This is a genomic window from Pseudobdellovibrionaceae bacterium, from assembly GCA_019637875.1.
Lineage (GTDB): Bacteria > Bdellovibrionota > Bdellovibrionia > Bdellovibrionales > Bdellovibrionaceae > JAHBUW01.
Genome location: JAHBUW010000020.1, coordinates 41,290 through 60,252, shown reverse-complemented (window position 1 = coordinate 60,252; position 18,963 = coordinate 41,290). Strand labels below are relative to the sequence as shown.

General features: G+C 59.0%; 20 protein-coding genes and 1 tRNA gene. 6 read left to right on the top strand and 15 right to left on the bottom strand.

What is annotated here, in order from left to right:
* Together KF767_18390 and KF767_18385 are read right to left on the bottom strand one after the other, a co-directional pair.
* Positions 1–1,122: hypothetical protein (locus KF767_18390; GenBank protein ID MBX3019862.1), on the bottom strand; the 1,122-nt coding region annotated here is incomplete at its 3' end.
* A gap of 225 nt (positions 1,123–1,347) precedes the next feature.
* Positions 1,348–1,896: a hypothetical protein gene (locus KF767_18385; protein ID MBX3019861.1), complete on the bottom strand. Its 549-nt coding sequence runs from the start codon at positions 1,894–1,896 to the stop codon at positions 1,348–1,350.
* 163 nt (positions 1,897–2,059) lie between these two features.
* Between KF767_18385 and KF767_18380 the strand changes: the two genes are divergently transcribed.
* Positions 2,060–3,592: a hypothetical protein gene (locus KF767_18380; protein ID MBX3019860.1), complete on the top strand. Its 1,533-nt coding sequence runs from the start codon at positions 2,060–2,062 to the stop codon at positions 3,590–3,592.
* Positions 3,593–3,602: 10 nt separating this feature from the next.
* Complete coding sequence (locus KF767_18375; protein ID MBX3019859.1) at positions 3,603–4,667, top strand: aromatic ring-hydroxylating dioxygenase subunit alpha; 1,065 nt, start codon at positions 3,603–3,605, stop codon at positions 4,665–4,667.
* An 85-nt stretch (positions 4,668–4,752) separates the two neighbouring features.
* On the opposite strand, the gene rsgA is transcribed toward KF767_18375, so the two are convergent.
* Together rsgA and KF767_18365 are read right to left on the bottom strand one after the other, a co-directional pair.
* The gene (gene rsgA, locus KF767_18370) at positions 4,753–5,766 is read right to left on the bottom strand and encodes a ribosome small subunit-dependent GTPase A (GenBank protein ID MBX3019858.1); all 1,014 of its coding nucleotides are present in this window, start codon (positions 5,764–5,766) and stop codon (positions 4,753–4,755) included.
* A gap of 221 nt (positions 5,767–5,987) precedes the next feature.
* Positions 5,988–6,953, bottom strand: coding sequence for an aldo/keto reductase (locus KF767_18365; GenBank protein ID MBX3019857.1), 966 nt, complete (start codon positions 6,951–6,953; stop codon positions 5,988–5,990).
* A 107-nt stretch (positions 6,954–7,060) separates the two neighbouring features.
* On the opposite strand from KF767_18365, the gene KF767_18360 reads away from it, so the two are divergent.
* Together KF767_18360 and KF767_18355 are read left to right on the top strand one after the other, a co-directional pair.
* Positions 7,061–7,480, top strand: a complete 420-nt coding sequence (locus tag KF767_18360; GenBank protein MBX3019856.1) for a hypothetical protein — start codon at positions 7,061–7,063, stop codon at positions 7,478–7,480.
* 140 nt (positions 7,481–7,620) lie between these two features.
* The gene (locus tag KF767_18355) at positions 7,621–8,679 is read left to right on the top strand and encodes an SH3 domain-containing protein (GenBank protein MBX3019855.1); all 1,059 of its coding nucleotides are present in this window, start codon (positions 7,621–7,623) and stop codon (positions 8,677–8,679) included.
* A 3-nt stretch (positions 8,680–8,682) separates the two neighbouring features.
* Here the strand turns inward: KF767_18355 and KF767_18350 are convergent, their stop codons facing one another.
* Together KF767_18350 and KF767_18345 are read right to left on the bottom strand one after the other, a co-directional pair.
* Positions 8,683–9,255 (bottom strand): hypothetical protein, encoded by a 573-nt coding sequence (locus tag KF767_18350; protein ID MBX3019854.1) that lies wholly within the window; start codon positions 9,253–9,255, stop codon positions 8,683–8,685.
* Positions 9,256–9,295: 40 nt separating this feature from the next.
* Entirely contained in the window at positions 9,296–9,754 is a 459-nt protein-coding gene (locus KF767_18345) for a hypothetical protein (protein MBX3019853.1), read from the bottom strand.
* A gap of 123 nt (positions 9,755–9,877) precedes the next feature.
* Here KF767_18345 and KF767_18340 point away from each other — a divergent pair, with 123 nt between their 5' ends.
* On the top strand, positions 9,878–10,702 hold the full coding sequence (locus tag KF767_18340) for a TIGR02147 family protein (protein ID MBX3019852.1): 825 nt from the start codon (positions 9,878–9,880) through the stop codon (positions 10,700–10,702).
* A 2-nt stretch (positions 10,703–10,704) separates the two neighbouring features.
* Here KF767_18340 and KF767_18335 read toward each other — a convergent pair whose 3' ends face one another.
* The 4 genes from KF767_18335 to KF767_18320 all read right to left on the bottom strand — a co-directional run bounded on the left by KF767_18335 (position 10,705) and on the right by KF767_18320 (position 15,207).
* The gene (locus KF767_18335; GenBank protein MBX3019851.1) at positions 10,705–12,498 is read right to left on the bottom strand and encodes a hypothetical protein; all 1,794 of its coding nucleotides are present in this window, start codon (positions 12,496–12,498) and stop codon (positions 10,705–10,707) included.
* Positions 12,499–13,815, bottom strand: coding sequence for a response regulator (locus tag KF767_18330; GenBank protein MBX3019850.1), 1,317 nt, complete (start codon positions 13,813–13,815; stop codon positions 12,499–12,501).
* The gene (locus KF767_18325; GenBank protein MBX3019849.1) at positions 13,812–14,153 is read right to left on the bottom strand and encodes a hypothetical protein; all 342 of its coding nucleotides are present in this window, start codon (positions 14,151–14,153) and stop codon (positions 13,812–13,814) included. The genes KF767_18330 and KF767_18325 overlap by 4 nt, the downstream gene beginning before the upstream one ends.
* A 73-nt stretch (positions 14,154–14,226) precedes the next feature.
* On the bottom strand, positions 14,227–15,207 hold the full coding sequence (locus KF767_18320; protein MBX3019848.1) for a cysteine synthase A: 981 nt from the start codon (positions 15,205–15,207) through the stop codon (positions 14,227–14,229).
* Positions 15,208–15,389: 182 nt separating this feature from the next.
* Here KF767_18320 and KF767_18315 point away from each other — a divergent pair, with 182 nt between their 5' ends.
* Positions 15,390–16,331 (top strand): hypothetical protein, encoded by a 942-nt coding sequence (locus KF767_18315; protein MBX3019847.1) that lies wholly within the window; start codon positions 15,390–15,392, stop codon positions 16,329–16,331.
* A gap of 74 nt (positions 16,332–16,405) precedes the next feature.
* Here the strand turns inward: KF767_18315 and KF767_18310 are convergent.
* From KF767_18310 to KF767_18290, 5 genes are all read right to left on the bottom strand, one after another.
* Positions 16,406–16,482 (bottom strand) — tRNA-Pro (locus tag KF767_18310).
* 125 nt (positions 16,483–16,607) lie between these two features.
* On the bottom strand, positions 16,608–16,994 hold the full coding sequence (locus tag KF767_18305) for a hypothetical protein (GenBank protein ID MBX3019846.1): 387 nt from the start codon (positions 16,992–16,994) through the stop codon (positions 16,608–16,610).
* A gap of 38 nt (positions 16,995–17,032) precedes the next feature.
* Positions 17,033–17,224 carry a hypothetical protein gene (locus KF767_18300; GenBank protein ID MBX3019845.1) on the bottom strand — a complete coding sequence of 64 codons (192 nt, stop codon included), beginning with the start codon at positions 17,222–17,224 and terminating at the stop codon, positions 17,033–17,035.
* Between the two features lie 131 nt (positions 17,225–17,355).
* Positions 17,356–18,009, bottom strand: a complete 654-nt coding sequence (locus KF767_18295; protein MBX3019844.1) for a hypothetical protein — start codon at positions 18,007–18,009, stop codon at positions 17,356–17,358.
* A 168-nt stretch (positions 18,010–18,177) separates the two neighbouring features.
* Positions 18,178–18,960: a glycosyltransferase gene (locus KF767_18290; protein MBX3019843.1), complete on the bottom strand. Its 783-nt coding sequence runs from the start codon at positions 18,958–18,960 to the stop codon at positions 18,178–18,180.
* Positions 18,961–18,963 lie beyond the last annotated feature (3 nt).

The window sequence follows — 18,963 nt, the reverse complement described above, 5'->3', positions numbered from 1 at the left end:
TGTCGCACCAGTAGCGCCGGTCGCGCCTGTGGCTCCGACTTCACCCGTTGCGCCAGTTGCGCCGGTCGCACCTGTGGCTCCAACTTCGCCTGTCGCACCAGTGGCACCCGTTGCGCCTGTAGCTCCAACTTCACCGGTCGCACCAGTAGCGCCGGTCGCGCCTGTGGCTCCAACTTCACCGGTCGCGCCAGTAGCACCGGTCGCGCCTGTGGCTCCAACCTCACCTGTCGCACCAGTGGCACCCGTTGCGCCTGTGGCTCCAACTTCGCCTGTTGCACCAGTGGCACCCACTGCGCCCGTAGCTCCGACTTCACCTGTCGCGCCAGTAGCACCGGTCGCGCCTGTGGCTCCAACTTCACCTGTCGCGCCAGTTGCGCCCACTGCGCCCGTAGCTCCAACTTCACCTGTCGCGCCAGTAGCACCGGTCGCGCCTGTGGCTCCAACTTCGCCTGTTGCACCAGTGGCACCCACTGCGCCCGTAGCTCCGACTTCACCGGTTGCGCCAGTGGCACCCGTCGCTCCTGTGGCTCCAACTTCGCCGGTCGCGCCGACCGCGCCCGTCGCGCCCGTGGCACCTTGAAGCCCACTTGTGTTGCCCATCCATTGACCCGAAGGACTAATGACGATGGAACCATTTGAAGCCACGATGTTACCCAAAGAATCCATCTTCGCGAGATTCGCGGCTTGATAACCACCCACCGAGTCCGCACGCAGCGCGAACAGCGACGAGGTGATCGGGAAGCGTGTCGAAAGCACTTCAAACGTATAGCCATTGAAAACTTCGACTTCGATTTCCACCGGAGTTGTATGCGCGACGAAACCTAAAACATCCGAAGTGATGGGGAGCATATTTGCCGGCAACATCGCCGAAGAATAAGGATCGAGCGCGATCCCACCCTGCGCATTGCCACCAAGGATCACCGAGAAATATCCGGACGTGACGTTGACATTGTATTCCGCATACCAAACCCGCGCGCCATTCACATAAAGACCGAAGCGAACTTTGTTCGCGCGAGTCAGCGGAGAGTTGTTCGAGTCCGTCAAATAGCCATTGAAGTTGATCGTGTTCGGAACCGTCGCGGCTTGAACGTCCGAAGAATGGAACGTGGCTGCAAAAACCAAGACCAACGCGGCGAAAGATCGCTTCGCAAGCCCATGCTTTTGAAAACTTTGAAGAAGATTAAGAAGATTTCGCCGTAAGTGCTGGGCCATAGTCGATCAACTCATCGACAATAAAGAACCCATACTGAAGCCGTCGGCTCAAAATAAAACGACGCTCACACACTCTTGATGAAGAGGCCAGACCTTCATCAAGTCATTCGGTGTTTGCACTAAGGAAAAGACAACTTAGGGATCAAATCTGCGACGGATCTTGTGAGCGTATTGCATAAAAGGGTGCTCCCCCCCCCAAAGGTTTAGAAGAAACTCTTCCGCCGCACTCGACGAGATTTCATCGCTCGCTAAACACAACTCTTCAAAGATGAGTTTCGAAGCGCCGATCGCCATCGAAGGGAAGGCCGAGTCTTCCACTTCTCCGAAACCGACGATTTCTAGTTTTTCGAAAAGTTCCCTCTGGGCCTTCGTGAAGGTCGATTCGAAGAGGCGGCCCTGAAGCTCGACCGCAACCTTCAACTGTTTTGTCGAAAGCGGCGAGTCCATTTCCAGAACTTCGAGCATCTGATGCGCTTCGGGACGGCGAAGCGGGACCTCCCGCAGATAGGCGCGTAGGTTTTTAAAAGCATCGAAGGACAGAAATGTCGCGCGCCCCTTGAACCACTTGCCGTAGACAACCTCGCCCGAGCGCGAAAGTTCTTCTTTCAACAGCCACACGCGCCCCACGCGATTGTCGGCGTCCTCGTCCCAGGACCAGCGCATTTCCGTACGGGGGAAAAGCACGCTCCAGATGGACTCGGGCTCTTTCTTATTTTTAATCGGATAGACTAAAAGTCCGCCCTTTTTGTTTATTCCTGCAATTGCGTTGTTCCGGAGCTGCGATCCCGCCATCGGGGTAATTTGAACTTGCCCCGCCAGAGGGTCAAGACTAAATCCCGAGGCCGTCATGCAGAGAACGGCCCTCTTTCATTTCGCCTTCGTCCTCGTCTTCCTGCTCATGTTCGGCGGCCTCCCCGCCCAAGCGAAAGCTCCCGTTCCGCAAGCGACCTCCGCCTGTTCGAAATCGGGTGCACGAGTCCTTCTCAATCTCGAGCTCTCCGAAGAGCAACGCGCCGAGGCCGCCTCGCAACACTCCCTCGTATGGCGCCTTCCGTCCGTACATTGTGTACGCACGGGACAGGATCTGTCGCTCTCGCGACGAAACGCGAAAAACCAAACTATCGTATGGGGACGCGCGCGCCTGACCCTACAAAATGAAAGCTCATCGGAAATTCACGTCCGCGTCGAAGTCACGCCGCTCTTGCTGGAGCGCACGCTCGCTCCGGACGGCCTTGGCCTCGCGGAGGTGCTCTTGCAGCTTCCCGTCAACGCCGTCCCGCACGTTCGCATCGACTTACGCACCGGGGAAGGTCCCCGCTTCGAAGTCCCCGATGCCCGCCCGATTCCTTTCGAGGACGTCTCTCGCTTCGCCTTCGAAAAACTACCCCTGCCGGGACCGCCGCTCGTCCTGATCATGGATTCACCCGATCTGCGCAACGCGGGGATTTTCGATCTTCTGCGTGAGCTCCGCCTGCGCGGCTACATGAATCTTTACTGGTACTATCCCGGGGCGCAGGGGCTCAAAAATTTCTACGCCTTATTCCCGGCCGAATCCCCGCCCACCAGCACCTGCGGCGACCGCGTCCTCGACGCGGACGAAGCCGCCTTTTTTGAGCGCGAAGAGATGCGGCTCCTGCCGCGCGCACTCCCCACAACCTGCGCCCCGGGCGACACTCTTCGCTTGATCCGCTTCGAAAAACCGGCCGAGACCGCGTTCGTGATCGGACTCGCACGCATCTTGCGCGTCGACGGCGCGCAAACGCTCGTGCAACGGCTGTGGTTCGATCCACGCGAAACCGGATGGATCGCGTGGATCGGGCTCACGAACCGACTGGACATCGAAACGCAACCCGCACCGGCAGAGTCCGTCAAGATCCGTCGCCCCGAAGAGGCCGCCAAAGTCCAAAGCGCCTCGGTCGAAATCCCGGCGGCCACGACGGCCTGGCGTGGCGCTCTCGAAACTCTCCGCGAGAAACGCCAAACCCGACCTGCGCTGCGCGTATTCACACCGACTCCGCCGCTGTATTTTGACTCCCTGCCCGGCGTGATCGACATCTCGCCCGAGCGCCACAAAGATTTACGCATCACGGGCGCCATCGTGTTTCGCCCCGCCTCTCTTGCCTGGCGACAAGGTTCTTCCATCGTGCGCACGCCCCAGCTCCGCGGCGTCCCCTTGCGCGAAAAATTGGCGTTGATCCGCGAACCTCGGCCCGAGTCCGACGCGCTCGTCATTTTGAGTGAAGGAATTCACGATACGGATGCACCAAAACTTGCGCGGGAGCTCCTTGCACTCGGCTACCGACGAATCTATTGGGACCGCGGCGCCAGCCTGCCCGCCCCTCGTAAAATCCGCTTTGACCCCGTGCCCCCCACCCACTAGAACCCGGGGCATGGAAACCATCCTGAAAAATCACTGGTATTTGGGCTGCCTCACCGACGAGCTCAAAGAGAAGTCCCTGGTCCACCGCGTGATCGCGGATGAGCCCCTCGTGATTTTCCGTGATGAGAACGGAAAACCCACGGCCTTGCGCGACATCTGCCCGCACCGCGGAATTCCCCTTTCCTACGGACGTTGGGTCCAAGGCGAAGTCGAATGCCCCTACCACGGTTGGACGTTCGACAAACAAGGCACCTGCACCTCGATCCCCTCGCTGACCACGGATCAAAAACTCGATTGCCGTAAAATCAAAGTGCGCCAGTACGACTGCCAAGAATTCCAAGGTATGGTGTGGGTCTTCCTGACGCCGCCCAAGTCCGCCAGCGCCACGCAAGCGACGCTCGACCGTGAACTTGCGCCCGAACCTCCGCGCATTCCTTTTTTACCGATGAACGCGAAACCGCGCTTCGTCGAATACGCCGATTTTCCGTGTCACATCGACCACGCGGTCATCGGTCTGATGGATCCCGCGCACGGCCCTTACATTCACAAATCCTGGTTCTGGCGCTCGAGCCGCTCGAGTTACGAAAAGAAAAAAACCTTCCGTCCGATCCCTTTCGGTTTTCAGATGAGTCGTCACAAACCTTCGTCCAACTCGAAAGCCTATAAGATGTTGGGCGGCGCTCCCACGACCGAAATTTCCTTTCAATTGCCCGCGACCCGCACCGAACACGTCGTCGTCGGCCCCCGCAACTTCTATTCGTACACGGCGCTGACTCCCGTGAACGACAAGCTGACCCGCATCACGCAGATGGTTTACTGGGATTCGTGGTTTTTCACTTTGCTGAGCCCCTTCATCCGCAAATTCGCGCGCGTCTTCCTGAAACAGGATCAAGACGCCGTGACTCAACAGCAAGACGGCCTCAAGTGGGATCCGACCTTGATGCTGATCAACGACGCCGACACCCAAGCGAAGTGGTACTTCCGTCTGAAAGACGAATGGACCAAATTCGAAACCGACCCGGCCACCGAATTCAAACACCCCGTCAAAGAGACGACGCTCAGCTGGCGAAGCTAGCTCAGTAAATCAGCTGGCGAAGCTAGCTCAACGGACCAGCTGGCGCAGCTAGCGCAATCAAAGAAGGGGGCTTACGCCCCCTTTCTTATTTGAAGCCCCGTCGCCGGAACCTCGCGTGCTCGGTCGCCGCCGCAACTTGCCGGTGAAAACGTTCCCGCTCTTTGCGCCGCTCAAGGGGATCCTCCATCCGTTCTTGGTGAAGTTCTTCGGACTTCAATTTCCAAAAACTCTCCCAACGCGCTTCCTCGAGAGTGCCTTCCGCGATCGCGGCGCGGACCCGACAGCCGGGTTCGTCGACGTGCGCGCAGTCGGTGAAGCGGCACGAGAGGATCAAAGCCTCCAGATCCTCGGTGTGGGCCGACACTTCGCCCGTCCCGAACTCGGGCTTCAGTCCCCGCAAGCCGGGCGAGTCCATCCACCAGCCCCCGTCCGCGAGTCGCAAGATCTCACGGTGCGTGGTCGTGTGGCGCCCCCGTCCGTCGTGTTCGCGGATCGCGCTCGTTTTCATGCGCGCCTCCGGAACCAAAACGTTCGTGAGCGTGGATTTTCCCACCCCGCTCGAACCCAGGACCGCGATGGTCCCGCCCGCCCGGCTCACGTGCGCGAGATCTTCCCCCAGCTCCGCGATCCCTTCGCCGGTTTCGGCGCTGACCGCGTAAAGCGGCACCCCACCCAAACGCGCGCGGGCTTCGTCACGAAAGGTCGCGACGTCCGTGCAGAGATCAAGCTTGGTCAGCACGATCCACGCCTTGATGCCCGCCTGGTGCGCGAGCGCAAGGTAGCGGTCGAAACGATTCAAATTGAAGTCCTCGTTCAGCGAACTCAGGATCAAAAGCAGATCCACGTTCGCGGCGAGGTCTTGCGTTTCGAAACGCCCCACCCGTCGCGTGATGAGCGTTTGGCGCGGCCGGCGTTCTTCAACGAAGACCCAGCCACCGGGCTCTAAACGTCCTTCCACCCAGTCACCCACGACCGGGCGCGCGGACTTTTCCATATTAAAAAACCGACCCGCCAGTCGCGCGGGCCAAAATTCACCGTCGGGGTCGACGACCCCGTAATGCGAACCCGAGTCGGTCACGACCCGGAATAAAATCGCCATTCTGAAATCTCCTCAAAAAGGAAACTCAGTGATTTAGAATTGAAATGTTGAGATTCGGGCGTTCACTGAGCGAAAGACGCCCTCAGGCGCCGCGCTGTTCGCAAGAACGAGCGGACGCGCTGACCACAATCTCAGTTTGATTTTGAGTTTTGTTGTTCATAGGCACCTCCGCGATAGGAATGTTTCAAGCATGAACTAAAAAAGCCCGGATGGCAAGACGTCTACTTCGAGTTTTCACCGAAGATCTGTTCTAAACGTTCCCGCACCTCGATGGTCAATTTCGGGAGCGCCGCCAAGGCCTTCATATTGTCGCCGACCTGCGAGACGCGACTCGCGCCCGTGATCACGCTCGAGACCCGCGGATTTGACGAACACCAAGCGATGGCGAGCGCCGCCGGCGTCACGTCAAGTTCTTGCGCGATCGCGACGAACTTCTTGGTCTTCTCGATCTTCTCGGCCTTCTTTGCCTCTTCGCCGACCCAGCCCATCATGGCGCCCCGGCTCTGCTCGGGAATGCCGTTCAGATATTTTCCGGTCAGGATGCCGCTGGCGAGCGGGCTCCAGATCGTGAGCCCCAACCCCACCTCATCGTAAAGACGCGCGAATTCTTTCTCGACTTTCTCGCGGTGAAAGAGATTGTACTGAGGTTGTTCGACGATGGGTTTGTGCAAACCGTACTTATCGGCGATCGACCAGGCGCCGCGGATCTCGTCCGCGGTCCACTCCGAAGTTCCCCAGTACAGCGCTTGCCCGCGCTGGATCAGGTCGTGCATCGCGAAGACGGTCTCTTCCAGCGGCGTTTGCGGATCGGCGCGGTGACAGTACACCAGATCGACGTAATCGAGCTGCAAACGCTTCAGGCTCGCGTTCATCCCCTCGAGCAGATATTTGCGATTGAGCGTATTTTTCGTATTCGGTCCGTCGTGAATCCCCCAGAAAAACTTCGTCGAAATCAAATAGCTGTGACGAGCCCACTTCAGCTCTTTCAGCGCCGCGCCCATCAGCTCTTCGGATTTTCCGCCCGCGTAGACCTCGGCGTTATCGAAAAAATTGACGCCGTGATCGCGCGCGACCGCCATCGACTCGACGACGGGTTTGATGTCCATCTGATTTCCGAAGGTGACCCACGAACCGAAAGACAACTGAGAAATTTTGAGTCCGGATTTGCCAAGGCGACGGTATTCCATACGAGGTCCTTTCAAAGAGCCTCCTTATACCGTTGTGGAACGGGAAATGACATTACCCCACGCATTATCCATTGGAGACCCCGCCCCCTTCCACTAAGCGCAAGCTCATGAACACATTCCTTCGTGTCTTTGCCTCGCTTTTGTTTGCCGCGCCCCTGTTCGCTGGAGCGCAGACTCTAAAACTGACCGAGATCACCTATGTCTGCGAAGTCCTGTTGGTCGCGGACGATGTGCCCGCGGACCAGGGAAGCTGGAAATTCCAAGCGAGCCTGAAAGCCGAAGGTTCGCACGGCGGTGAAACCCGCGCCTTCACCACCGGCGCGCACGACGTGCAGGTGATCGCGGACGGCACCTGGCTGGGCATCGCGTGGACCCAGGGCGGCCGCAAAATCGCCCAGGGTCTTTTCGTCATGGGTCCTTTGGATCGCGCGCTCCACCGGGTCGGAATCCTTTTCGACCCCGCCGACAACGGCGCGCAGGTTTCGATTGGCTGCTCTGAAGGAGCCCTGGAGACGGGCACACCGTAAACGGCCAGGCTTTGGACAGCTGATCAGTATCGGCTCGGGTCGGAGTTCCTTAACCCGCGCGAGGCCCGCCCATTCACGAGCCTGCGGATGAACGGAACTTGCAACGATTGAGGACAAGGGAACTGACCATGGAGGTCTGAATGTGGGTACACACCCGGTCGCAAGCAGCGCCCCTCGCGCTCGTCTTTTTCACACTCCTTTCATTCGAAGCGTTCGCCACCGCGGTGGTCCACAAGGTCGAAACGCCCCGGCGCATTTGCTTGAACGTCCGCACGCAAGCTCGCTCCGGCGCGGCGGTTTCAGAATGCGTGCCTAACGGCCGCGCCCTACGGATTCTCGAACACAACCCGACGGGCTACTCGCGCGTCGATCTTGGCGGGCGCACGGGCTACGTCTGGACGAAGTACCTCCGCGCGGATCGCGCGACGACGCCCTCCCCGACCCCGCGTACGCCCGCGAACCTCAGCCAGCTGATGCTCACGACCGCCAAAAGCCTCGAGACCGACGAGATCGGACGCGGTCGAGGCTTCACGCTCACGAAGTCCGTCGGCTGGGCGAAGCTCGAGCGCGACGGCGAGATCAACGTTCAAGGATCGAAAAGATCGCACTGCACGTCCGCGACCCACGCGGCCCTCCTGAAAACTTTGGGGGAACTGCATAAACAAGGACGCATCGACATCTCCGAACACGCCCGCAAGGCACTCAACTCGGGCCTTTTCCGCGACGTATGGAACTCGAACGGTTACGGGCCGGCAAAAGTCATCGAACTTCTGGGCGGCCAGAACTTCCGCGACATCAATGAGGCGAAACCCGGCGACATCGTGAAGATCGATCGAGCGAACGGGACCGGGCACATGGTCCTCTTCAGCCGCAAGGATGGAGACAAGATCTGCTACTGGAGCAGCAACCGTCGAACGAAAGGGCTCGGCGAAAACTGCGAGGCCATCGGCCGCTCGAAGTTCGTCTTTTCGCGTTTCACCGACATGGGGAAACTGCAGGCGGGACTGAACAATCTGGACTCGAATTTGCGTGTCGATTCGGCCTTCGCGGATGTCCGCGCCCGTCAGGGACATGGCTTCGTGAAGCTCGCGGCGCTGGACCTCGCGCGCCGCGCGGACGTGCGCGCGCCCGTCGAGCTCCGCACACGGTACGTCCAATTGGGCGAGTCCGCGGAACGCGCGACCGACGCCGTTCAGTGATGACTATTTGATTTTATCGCATTCCACATACAAACGACGATAGAGGCGTTCGCCGTCGGCGACCGAGGTGGTGCCGACCTCGGCGCTCGTGCGGAGGACTTTATCCGTGCGTTTGAAAGTGGCCCGGCCGTCGTCGGCAAAGGCGAAGCCGCCCGCCTGCAAACCGATCGAAGCGTACAGAGTCACTTCGTCGCCCGTCCGCATTTGATTGAAGCTCAGACCCACATGCCCCGCGTGAACCGCGTAAGGCAGCGGCCCCACGATCTCGCGATCGGTGCCCGCATCGAAGTCGCGGATGACCGGCACCCAACGCAACTCCTCGACCGAAACCGAACTCCGCGCGGAATCCAATGTCACCTGCGCCACCGCGTACACGCGGCGGTTTTCGCCCTCGACCGAATGCAACTGGAAGTCCGAAACTTCCAACTGGCAGGCGTAAGCGAAAGGATATTTGGGAGTATAGATGTAAGGCAGATCGCCGGAGCTTTCCCAGTCGCCACGCAGCTGGCGGGCGTCCACCGAAACACTCAAGAACATGAGCATCGAGACTTGAAGTAACCGGCGAAGGGAAGTCATGGGGGACCTTTTATCACGGGCCCCCCGGGACCGCCAGCGCCTACTCTTTCTTACACATGACTTCGCTATTGCCGTCTTGTTCACAGATTAAATCCGCGGTGATGGTTAAGAGATCGTTCGAAACGCCCACGGCATGCTTCGAGAAGGGCTTCCCATCCTCGCGGCGAAGGACGACTTTGCGGTAGCTCACCTCGCGCCAGCTCGCGAAGCCATAGTCTTGACCGGGGACGCAGCCGTTATGGCTTTCCGAGCTTAGAGACTTTTCTTCGATCAGATCCAGGCGGATCTCGCCTTCGTCATCGCGGACGATCTTTTCTTTCATGCCGTCTTGCCCGTAGCGGCGTTCGGTGTACTGGACGTAGTTCGCGTTGTGGCCGCTGGCCGTGCGCACGCTGGCGTCGCCGTTCGCGCAGCCCTCCTGGAACCAGGACGCGTGGGCGGTCGAGAAAAGACCAGAGATAAGACCGAAACTCAGGACCAACGAAAGAAGCGTTGTCATAAAAACTCCTATTGGAAAGGGGGTGAAGGGAACGAAAACCCTTCTAAGGCGACCGCCCCTTTTCTTCCATTTTATTTTAATATATTATTAAAATAGAATTACTTTATTTATAACGAGGTCCCCGTGTCGATCTATAGCCAGTGGAACTACCGCGCCTTCCTCGCCAGCGAATGCCAGGCCCTCAAGACCCGCAAACCGGGCTTCACTTTACAGAAGCTCGCGCACAAAACCTCAATCCAGCCCCCTTACCTCACGAACGTTTTCAAAGAGCGCGCGCACCTGAGCGCCGACCAAAGCTTCGCCATCGGCCACGAGATCGGTCTTGCCGACGAGGAACTAGATTACCTCTTGCTCCTGCTGGAGTGGGAAAGATCCGGCAGCGGTCCACGCAAACAAAAGCTGAAAGCGAAGCTTGAAAATATCCGCCGTGAAAAGTTGAAGTCCAAAGCGCATCTGCAAAAAGAGATCGTGCAGGCCCAAGACGGACACGAGACGCGGTTTTTCCTGAACCCCTACTACAAGGTGATCAACGCCTTTTTAGGAGTTGAACGTTACGCCAAAGATCCGGGCTTGCTTGCGACCGCCCTCAATCTTTCGCCGCGCCAGGTGGACCAGTGGTTGAAGGATCTGGTCGAGATGGGTTTCGTGCGCAAGACGCCGCAAGGCTTCGAAAAGCTGAAACGCAATTTTCACCTCCCCAAAGAGTCGCCCCTCTGCCTTCCGCACCAGAACTTGCTCGCGCAAATCTCGACGCGCCAGCAGCATGGTCTACCGGACGACGAAAAATTCAACTTCGCCGTCACCTTTTCCGCGGACGCGGAAACGCGTGAGAAAATCCAGCGCGAGTTCTTGTCCTTCCTGAAGAAAATCGAAGGCCTGGTCAAAGATGCGCCCGCACAAGAGGTCTACGGTTTGTCCTTCGATCTTTTCCGCTGGAGCGCCGATTAAAACTAAGAAACGGGTAAGCCCGCACCGCGCATGACTTCCAACGCGTTCGTCGTCGGGCAGGGTCCCTTTTGCAAACGGTAGGTGAAAGACATTTTCCCTTGCGCGATCGTTTCACGGAAATGCGCGTTCACGACGCCGACCCCGAGTTCTTCCAGATGCGCGAGCTCCAGATCATGGGAGCTCACGATTCCACGGGCGCCCGTGCGGACGAGCGCCTCGATATAGGCGCGGCTGCCCGCCAAACGTTCGCGGTTATTGGTGCCACGGAAGATCTCGTCGATCAGAAAGAGTACGGGAGCGCCGCCCTCGGCTCGCTGCAAAATCGATTTCAAACGGACGACCTCGGCGTAAAAACTGGAAAGCCCCTCTTGTAAAGAGTCCGCCGCGCTCAGCGAGGTCAGGATTTCCAGATCCCAGGCGATCAACTCCTTCGCCGGTACGCGGGCCCCCGCGCGCGCCAACAGGAAGTTTGCGCCGACGGTTCTTAAAAACGTCGATTTGCCCGACATATTCGAACCGGTCAAAAGAAGCGTCCGGGTCGTTTCATCCAGTTCTAAATCGTTGCCGATCGCCACGTCCGGAGCCAAGAGTGGATGACGTAAACCCCGCGCGACGATGGCGGGACCGGAAGTCCTAAACTCCGGCCAACTGCCCGCGACCAAGGCCTCAGAATACTGCGCGATCGCGACGCCCGCCTCGACTTCCGCCAATGCTTCGATCCACTTCGGAAGAGAGGTGCGGATCTCTTCCCGCACGCCGTCGAGTTTTTGCGTCCACCACAAATCCCACGGCCAAATTAAATTCACCAGGATTTGCACGATGAAGTTCTGCCGCACGCCCAAGTACCCGCCGTAGGATTCTAAACGACGAAGTCGTGAGCTCGCCGAAAGATCATTGCGAAACGGAGCTAACGTGTTCCCCAGAACGGGTTTCGAAGTTTTCGCGAAGCGCTCCAGAATATAAACCGCCTCACGAAAACGCCCGAGTTCCAGTCCCGCCGAGAGCGACCAACGGTAAGCTTTGCCCGTGTCCACCCGCCCCCGCAGGTAAAGGTTCGCCCCGATCACCAGCAAAAGCGGAATCGACATCCACGGCCGTCCCTGCCCGAGCGCCGCGAACCCCAATCCCACCAGCATCAACATCTGCACCAGAATCAAAGGAATCAGAATCCCGACGCCTTTGATTTGAGAAAACGAATCGGCGGCAAGCTCACGAAGACGCTCGGTCCGAAAACCCTTCTCGGTTTCGGTATTCAGGGCGGTCAGACGTGTCAGCAAACCCCAACGCAATCCCCGCGCGGCCAGCAGTTCGCGGGTCAGCGATTGTCGGCGTTCGATCTCGGCCAGACCGGGCCGCGAAAGCGTCAAACGCTCCCACAAGACACGGCGCCCGCGGTCACTGAAGGTTTGATCCAATAAGCGCAAGAGAGATCTCTCGCCGATCAGATTTAGATCGTGAATGAACGCCTTTTCATTCATGTCCGATGTTTCGGTCGCCTCGACGGCGGGTAAACCGTCCCAGTCTAGTTTCTTGAGCGCCAACTGCCGAGCGGCCAACCGCGCGCGCGTGGCGTAAAGCTCACGCATGCCGCGCACCCGACGGTGAATCGAAACCAAGATCAAAAAAACGACGAAAAGAAAGAAGCTGACGATCAAGGTGTAACGAGCTTCCACCTCGAAAATGGCGAGGCCGATCAAAACCACCATCGCGGCGGCGACCCCGCTCCGAACCTTCAGTAACCGCGCGTGGCGTGCGGACAAGGCTTGCGACCGAAAACGCAGATAGTGATCGCGCACTTACTCGCCCTGACCTTCCGTGGTTTTCCCCTCAAGGATCGCGTACAGCGGCACCCGCAGCTCGGGATCTTCCTTCACGGCTTGCGCGATCACGCTTTCGGCCAAAGTCGCGCGCCCCATTTTCGTGAGCCCCTCGACGACCAGACGGTAAATCTCGGCGTTCGCTTCCCCCGATTGAATCAAGCGACGTCCCCGCTCGACCCACTGATCGACCGGTAGTCGTCTTTGCTCCATCCGGAAGCGCATTTGGTTGTAGAGCTTGGTGCCGACGTCCGCGGGCAGCACTCGGTTCAGTACGGTGTCGGCTTCCTTCACGGCGCCCGCGCGCATGAGTTCATCGAAGATCGACTCGAGGTAGGTAATCTCGCGGCCGCGCACGCTCATCCCCATCTCGAAGAACTTCAAGGCGGGCGCGACTTCCTGACGCTGCAAATAGAAGCGCCCCGCCGTCATGAAGCCGACGGACATCATCTTCACGAGGTAAGGCGAGCGCATGTCGAAGTTCAGATACACTTCATGGTAGCGGTGCAAATCGTCGAAGTGATAGGTGAAAACCGCCGCCGTGAACAGATCCCCCAAACGCCCGGGCGGGATCGGGTAATTGTCCCGAAGCTCCGGCACGCCTTGGTAGGCTTCATCGAAACGTTTCAGTTTCATCAGCAGATCGAACTCGCCGACCAGGCATTTGTAGTGAAGCGGCGTCAGTTTACGCCCCTCGCGGTAGGCCGCGAGCGCCTTTTCATCGTCTTCGAGTCTTTCGTAGCTTTGCCCCTCGCCGAAGCAGGCGAGGCTCGGCTTCGGATCCAGCGGTTTCGCCCGCTGGAAGGCCTTCAGCGATTCGGGATATTTCTGCTCGTTGAAAAGCGCGCGACCGGCGCTTAACTGCTTCTGGTAATCCGAAGGCTGCGTTTTGCGGGCCAGGCACTCCAGAAGTTTCGCGCGAAACACTTCGGTCGAAAACGGTTTCAAAATGAACGCGTCGACCGCGCCCTCGGCGGCTTCGGCCACGGCCGAATCCGAAGAGTTTTTCGTCACGATGATCGCGATCCGCTGCGACTCTTCGCTTAACTGCTCAAGCTGCTCGATCAGCGAAAGTCCCGCGCCATTCGGCAGGTCGTATTCGGTGACGAGAAGCCGCGGTTTGCGGTCCGCGACGACCTTCAGGGCGTCTTCGTACTTGCGGCTGACAATGACTTGCGAAAGCGGCACGCCGATTTCGGCGAGCAGACTCTGCAAACTGGCCGAGAAGCTGGGCGAGGGTTCGACCAGCAGGCATACGCCGTCCCCCAAGAATGCTTTGACGTTCTCGATGCTCACGACTCGCCCTTCACCTTCTTGAAAATCTTGTCGGCGTGCTCTTGGCGCGTGTCGAGCTTTTCCAGAATGTCTTTCCAAACATCGTTGTCGAACTGGCGCAGCTGCACGTGCGCGCGCGTTCCCGTGACGCTGGTCACTTTCCCTACGGCGTCCAAACTGGGCTGGCGCGCGCCACCGCGCAACTCCAACGTCAGATTGACGAGCGTGCCGACGGCGATGGGGGCCGCCAAGCTTACTTCGATAAATTGGGGACCGAATTGATTGATTTCCAAACCACCGTTGGGGGTCAGCTCCAGAGGGGCGTGGGTCGCTTGCAGACGCGTAACGAACAAATCCATTCGCCAAGCCTACGCTCCCCGCGCCGAAGCGGCAAGGAGACGCGCTTCCCGACCAACGTCGAGGCGACGGGAGCTAGCCCGAGATCGACGTGACCGTGAGCCCTTTTTCACTCAGGAACGCCGGATTAAAGACCTTCGACTGATAACGAAGCGCCGAATCGCAAATGACGGTCACGATCCGCGCACCGCGATTCTTCAAAGCGTATTGGTAGCAGGCGAACAAATTGATGGCGGCCGAGGTGCCAACCAAAAGTCCGTCGCGCGCGGCGACGTGATAGATCATCGCCAGCATCTCTTGATCGGTGACGCGTACGGAGTCGTCGATGCGCGCCTCTTTGAAATTCGCGGTCAAACGCATGATGCCGATGCCTTCCGAGATCGAAGTCCCCACGGACGTCATCTGCCCCGTGCGCAGATAGCTATCCAGCCCCGAACCTTCGCAGTCGGCCAGCCGCACGTGGACTTTCGGGTTTTTCTCTTTCAGGTAACGCGAAACGCCCGCGATGGTTCCCCCCGTGCCGGCGGCGGCGATGAACGCGTCCAAACGTCCTTGAGTCTGCTCCCATAATTCGGGTCCCGTCGTCGCGTAGTGCGCGCGAAAGTTCGCCAGATTTTCGAACTGATTGGCCCAGAAAGCGCCCGGCCGCTCCCCCGCCACGCGTTTGGCGGTGTGGTAGAAGTGCCCTTCGTTCGCGAACGCGGTGGGCGGCACCGTGATCAGCTCGGCGCCCAGAGCTTTGATCGTGTCATACTTTTCGCGCGCCTGGTTGTCCGGCATCACGATGACCGTGCGGTAACCGCGCTGGGCCGCGATGGTCGCAAGGCCGATGCCCGTGTTGCCCGCCGTACCTTCGACGATCAGACCACCGGGACGAAGCTCACCGTTTTTTTCGGCTTCGTCGATGATCCCGCGTGCGGCGCGATCCTTCACGCTGCCTCCGGGATTGAGGTGCTCGGCTTTGCCGAAGATCTCGCAGCCGGTCATCTCCGACAGCGAATGGATTTTGATCAGCGGCGTGCGGCCAACGACTTGCGAAACGGTTCCGGTTTGCATACCCGAAGTTTACGGTGACGTTTCGCCCCCCGCAAGCCCGCGCGACCCGGCAAAATGAAGGGACTACCCGGGGTGTCCATCCCGTGAACAGACGGGTTCAGCCAAAGAGGGGTCCTACGGCCCGTCAGGCACGGAATGGAGTTCGCAATGGGCTTCTTCAGATCAACCAAAGGATGGGACCCGTGAATACGAAATTCCTGCTCTCAAGCGCGCTTTTCTTAACCGGTCTGACGATGACCTCCCCCGCTTTCGCCACCGCGCAGCCCCCCGCCGAGCCGCCCTCGGTCGGCGAAACGGCCGAGTCGCTCTTCGAGCACCTCGATAAGTTGCGCTCGCTGAATCCCCGCACTTGTCCCGCCGACTACCGTAAATTCCGCGCGGTGAAGGACCTGACGATCGACCTGTATTTCGGCTACTCGAATTTCGAGCCTTACGCCTTCGATCCCTACGAGGCCGAGGCTTTCATGCACGTTTTGCGTGAGCCCTGCATGCCCGGCATTACGGCCTGCGGCTTCAAACTCACGCACCAAGCGGTGCAGGCCTACCGTTTGCGCAAGTCGTTGCCCGGCGGTCGTTCGGTCACGGTCGATCTGCGTTACTCGGCGCTCACCATCGACGATAACCGGAACTCCGGCGAGCTCGCCACCCAGCAAGAAGCGGCCAGCCACCGCATCCGTCAGAAATTCAACCAAGCGATTCGAGAGTCCGACGTCGTCCTGTACCTGGGCCACGCCCGTTACGGCGGCGGCATGGGATTTTTCCCGGCGAATCTCGTGAACGACGCGCTCAATATCGTCTTCCGCAACCCTTTGCGCGGCAGCACCGACGCCCTTCGCGCCAGCCGCAAGATCAAAGCCTTCGGCGTACTCGGTTGCGAAACCGAAGGCCATTACCGCGCGAGCCTCGAAGCCGCGAACCCGAACGTGGATTTGATCCTGAACAAACACGTCATGACCGGCTCGACCATTTTGCAGGTCGCGATCGGTACCATCGATTCGATTTTGCGTGAGCGCTGCGCGCCGGAGCTGAAAGCCGCGCTGACGACGGACGTGGACGCCCGGGACAAGAAAGACAACCTGGTCGGTGCGAAAGAGGATGCGACTTATTTCCGTGGCGCGCCTTGAGGCGGAAGACCGCTGAAAAAGGAAAAGCCCGTGCGGATCACTCCGTACGGGCTTTTTATTTTCAGAATCAAAGTTGGTCGGCGTGGCCGGATTTGAACCGACGACCCCTTGCACCCCAAGCAAGTGCGCTACCAGACTGCGCCACACGCCGACATCTTCACAAACTGAAGAGCGATCAACCTATTCAAAATCAGCCGCGAAATCAACGCTCCGACCCTGAGGAAAGACTGAGATTTCCATGAAATAACGCGCCGCAATTAACGTCTTTGCTGAGGCTTACGGCATTTCGCGCGCGAGTGCCCGTCGTTCCATCAACGCGAGCCCCGCGATCCCGAGCCCCTCGGCGAACAAAAGCGCGGTCCCCCAAGGCCGGGTCGTCGCCAGCAGCCACACCCCCGCCAACCCACAAACCCCGCTGTAAGCGAGGTTCATCCGCGCGATCAACGCCAGCGCACGCGCGGTCTGTTCCGGTCGTCGAAAGAAAAAGAAAAATCCCATGCCCGCGTAGACCCAGTTCGCGGTCAGCTGAAATCGCGCCAGCTCCTCGGGAAGCCCTAAGGTCGTGATCAAGAAATTGAAAAGAAAAACGTAAAGAAGCCCGCCCGCCAAGGCGAAGCAGGCATCCACCAAAAGATAGCGACGAAGGAGTGGGCTCGTGGTCATCGAAGTCCACTTCGCCAAAGGAATCGCGTCGGGGCAAACTATTTCGCGGGCGGCAGCGCCGGCGGCGAGCCGGGACCGATGGGCCCACTCGGCAGCGGCACCTCTTGGCCGGGCGCGGGCAAAACGCGGTCGATGTTCTGCGGATTGTAGATCAGCGGATAAACGATGATCGTGACCGTAAAGACGATGATCATGATCGTGGCCCAAAGGGCGAGGGTTTTACGACTCATGGGGGGATCTCCTTAAAAAAAAGCCGCCGGAGTTTGCCCGGCGGCGACATCAAACGAAACATGGGAGTGTCGGTCATCGCTCAGAGTTTTGCGCGAGCGGGCCGAATTCGGTCCCATGACCGACCACCCGATTAGCGCTCGATGTAAGCTTGATTGCGGTCAAGGCTCGTGGGGCGCGAAGCCTCGCCAACGCCGTCTTTCGACGGAGTTCCCAGATAAAGGATACTGCCTTCAAGCTTGTAGATGTTCGCGACCAGGCGCGGGACCGTCGCATTGTAGCAAGTCAGGTCGGCCGCACGGGTCGTGACGTCCGCTTCTTGATTGTCGACCCAGTTGTTCGTTCCGCACAGCGAGAGCGCGTTCGCCGCTTCCACGCCTTTCGCGTTTTGCACTTTCAAAGTGACTTTCTCGTAACCGAAGTTCACGAGGCGCGCGCCTTCGGGAGTTTGGTTATCGTCCAAGATGTCGAACTTCCCGGTCTCGGTGAAAACGAGCGCGACTTCACCCGAGCAATCCGACGATTCGTAGATATTCGTGGTGCGGGTCAAGCCCTCACCTTGGAAACGGTAAACGGTCGAAGTCGATTTCATCGCGGCGTCACCACCGGTCAGAATTCCGCTCACGATCGCGTCGATCGGTGTGATCGAGCACTTCGAAGTGAAGTTCTTTTGTTGCAGGCCCGGATCTTCCGACGCCTCGACGACGTTCGACACGGGGTCGGTGTTGCGGTTACAAGCGGCGGTCAGAAGCAGAGCCGCGCCAATCATCATCATACGTTTCATCATTGGAACCTCCTAACAGTTCACAGGGGATAAAGGCGAGATCCCTTAGAGCAATCAGGCGGCCAGCATGGAACAGGCTCGGCTCTCCCAAAATGACATCCCGCCGCCTCAGCTCACGGCAATGACGGGGAAAAACGCAACGTGGTGTAATTGATTTACGGAGATTTTCCGCTAACTGCGCCAGTCGGGGCCTTGGGGCTCGCCCGGTGCCCAGGCCGTCGCCGTCCGCGACCGGATCCGTCCCCGGCGGCGGGAAAATGCCCACGTCTGACGTAGGATCTCCAAGGAATCGCGAACGACCCGCACCTTCGATGGGCGATCATCGGGACGCAAGATGACCGGAACCTCTAGAACCTTCAATCCCTCGCGCTCGATTTCATAAACCAGTTGAGTCGCGAAAAAATAATTTCGTGCTTCACAGCGCGTGCGCAAACCCAAATGCCGCGCGCGAATGAAAAGACAACCCTGAGGATCGCGGCTGCGCATATTCAGAAGAAGAATCCGGATCCACAAAAAGATGCGCGACAAGATCCCGCGCAGCGGCCCCCGCGCGATACGACTGCGGGGATGCGCTTTGGAGCCGATAACGAGGTCATAACCTTCACCCCAAGTTTCAACTCCCAACGCATCCGAAAAATAAAAGGGCAGATCGGCCGCACTTAAAACCACCCAGGTGTCGGCGGACACGCCGAGTGACTGGATATGCGCCATTCCCCGCTCATAGGCGACGCCCTGCCCCTTCGCGGGAGCTTCGATCAAATGCAAGCAGTGGGCATTGTCGGGATTCATCCTCGCGCGCACTTGGGCCACGGTGCCGTCCGAACTCGCATTGTCCGATACGACAACCAAACTTCCGGGACGCGAGCGCACGAAGGGCAAAAGCTCCTCCAGAAGCACGGCGATGCGTGGCTCCTCATTGTAGACCGGAATGACGAAAGCGAATCTCGCGGACATAGA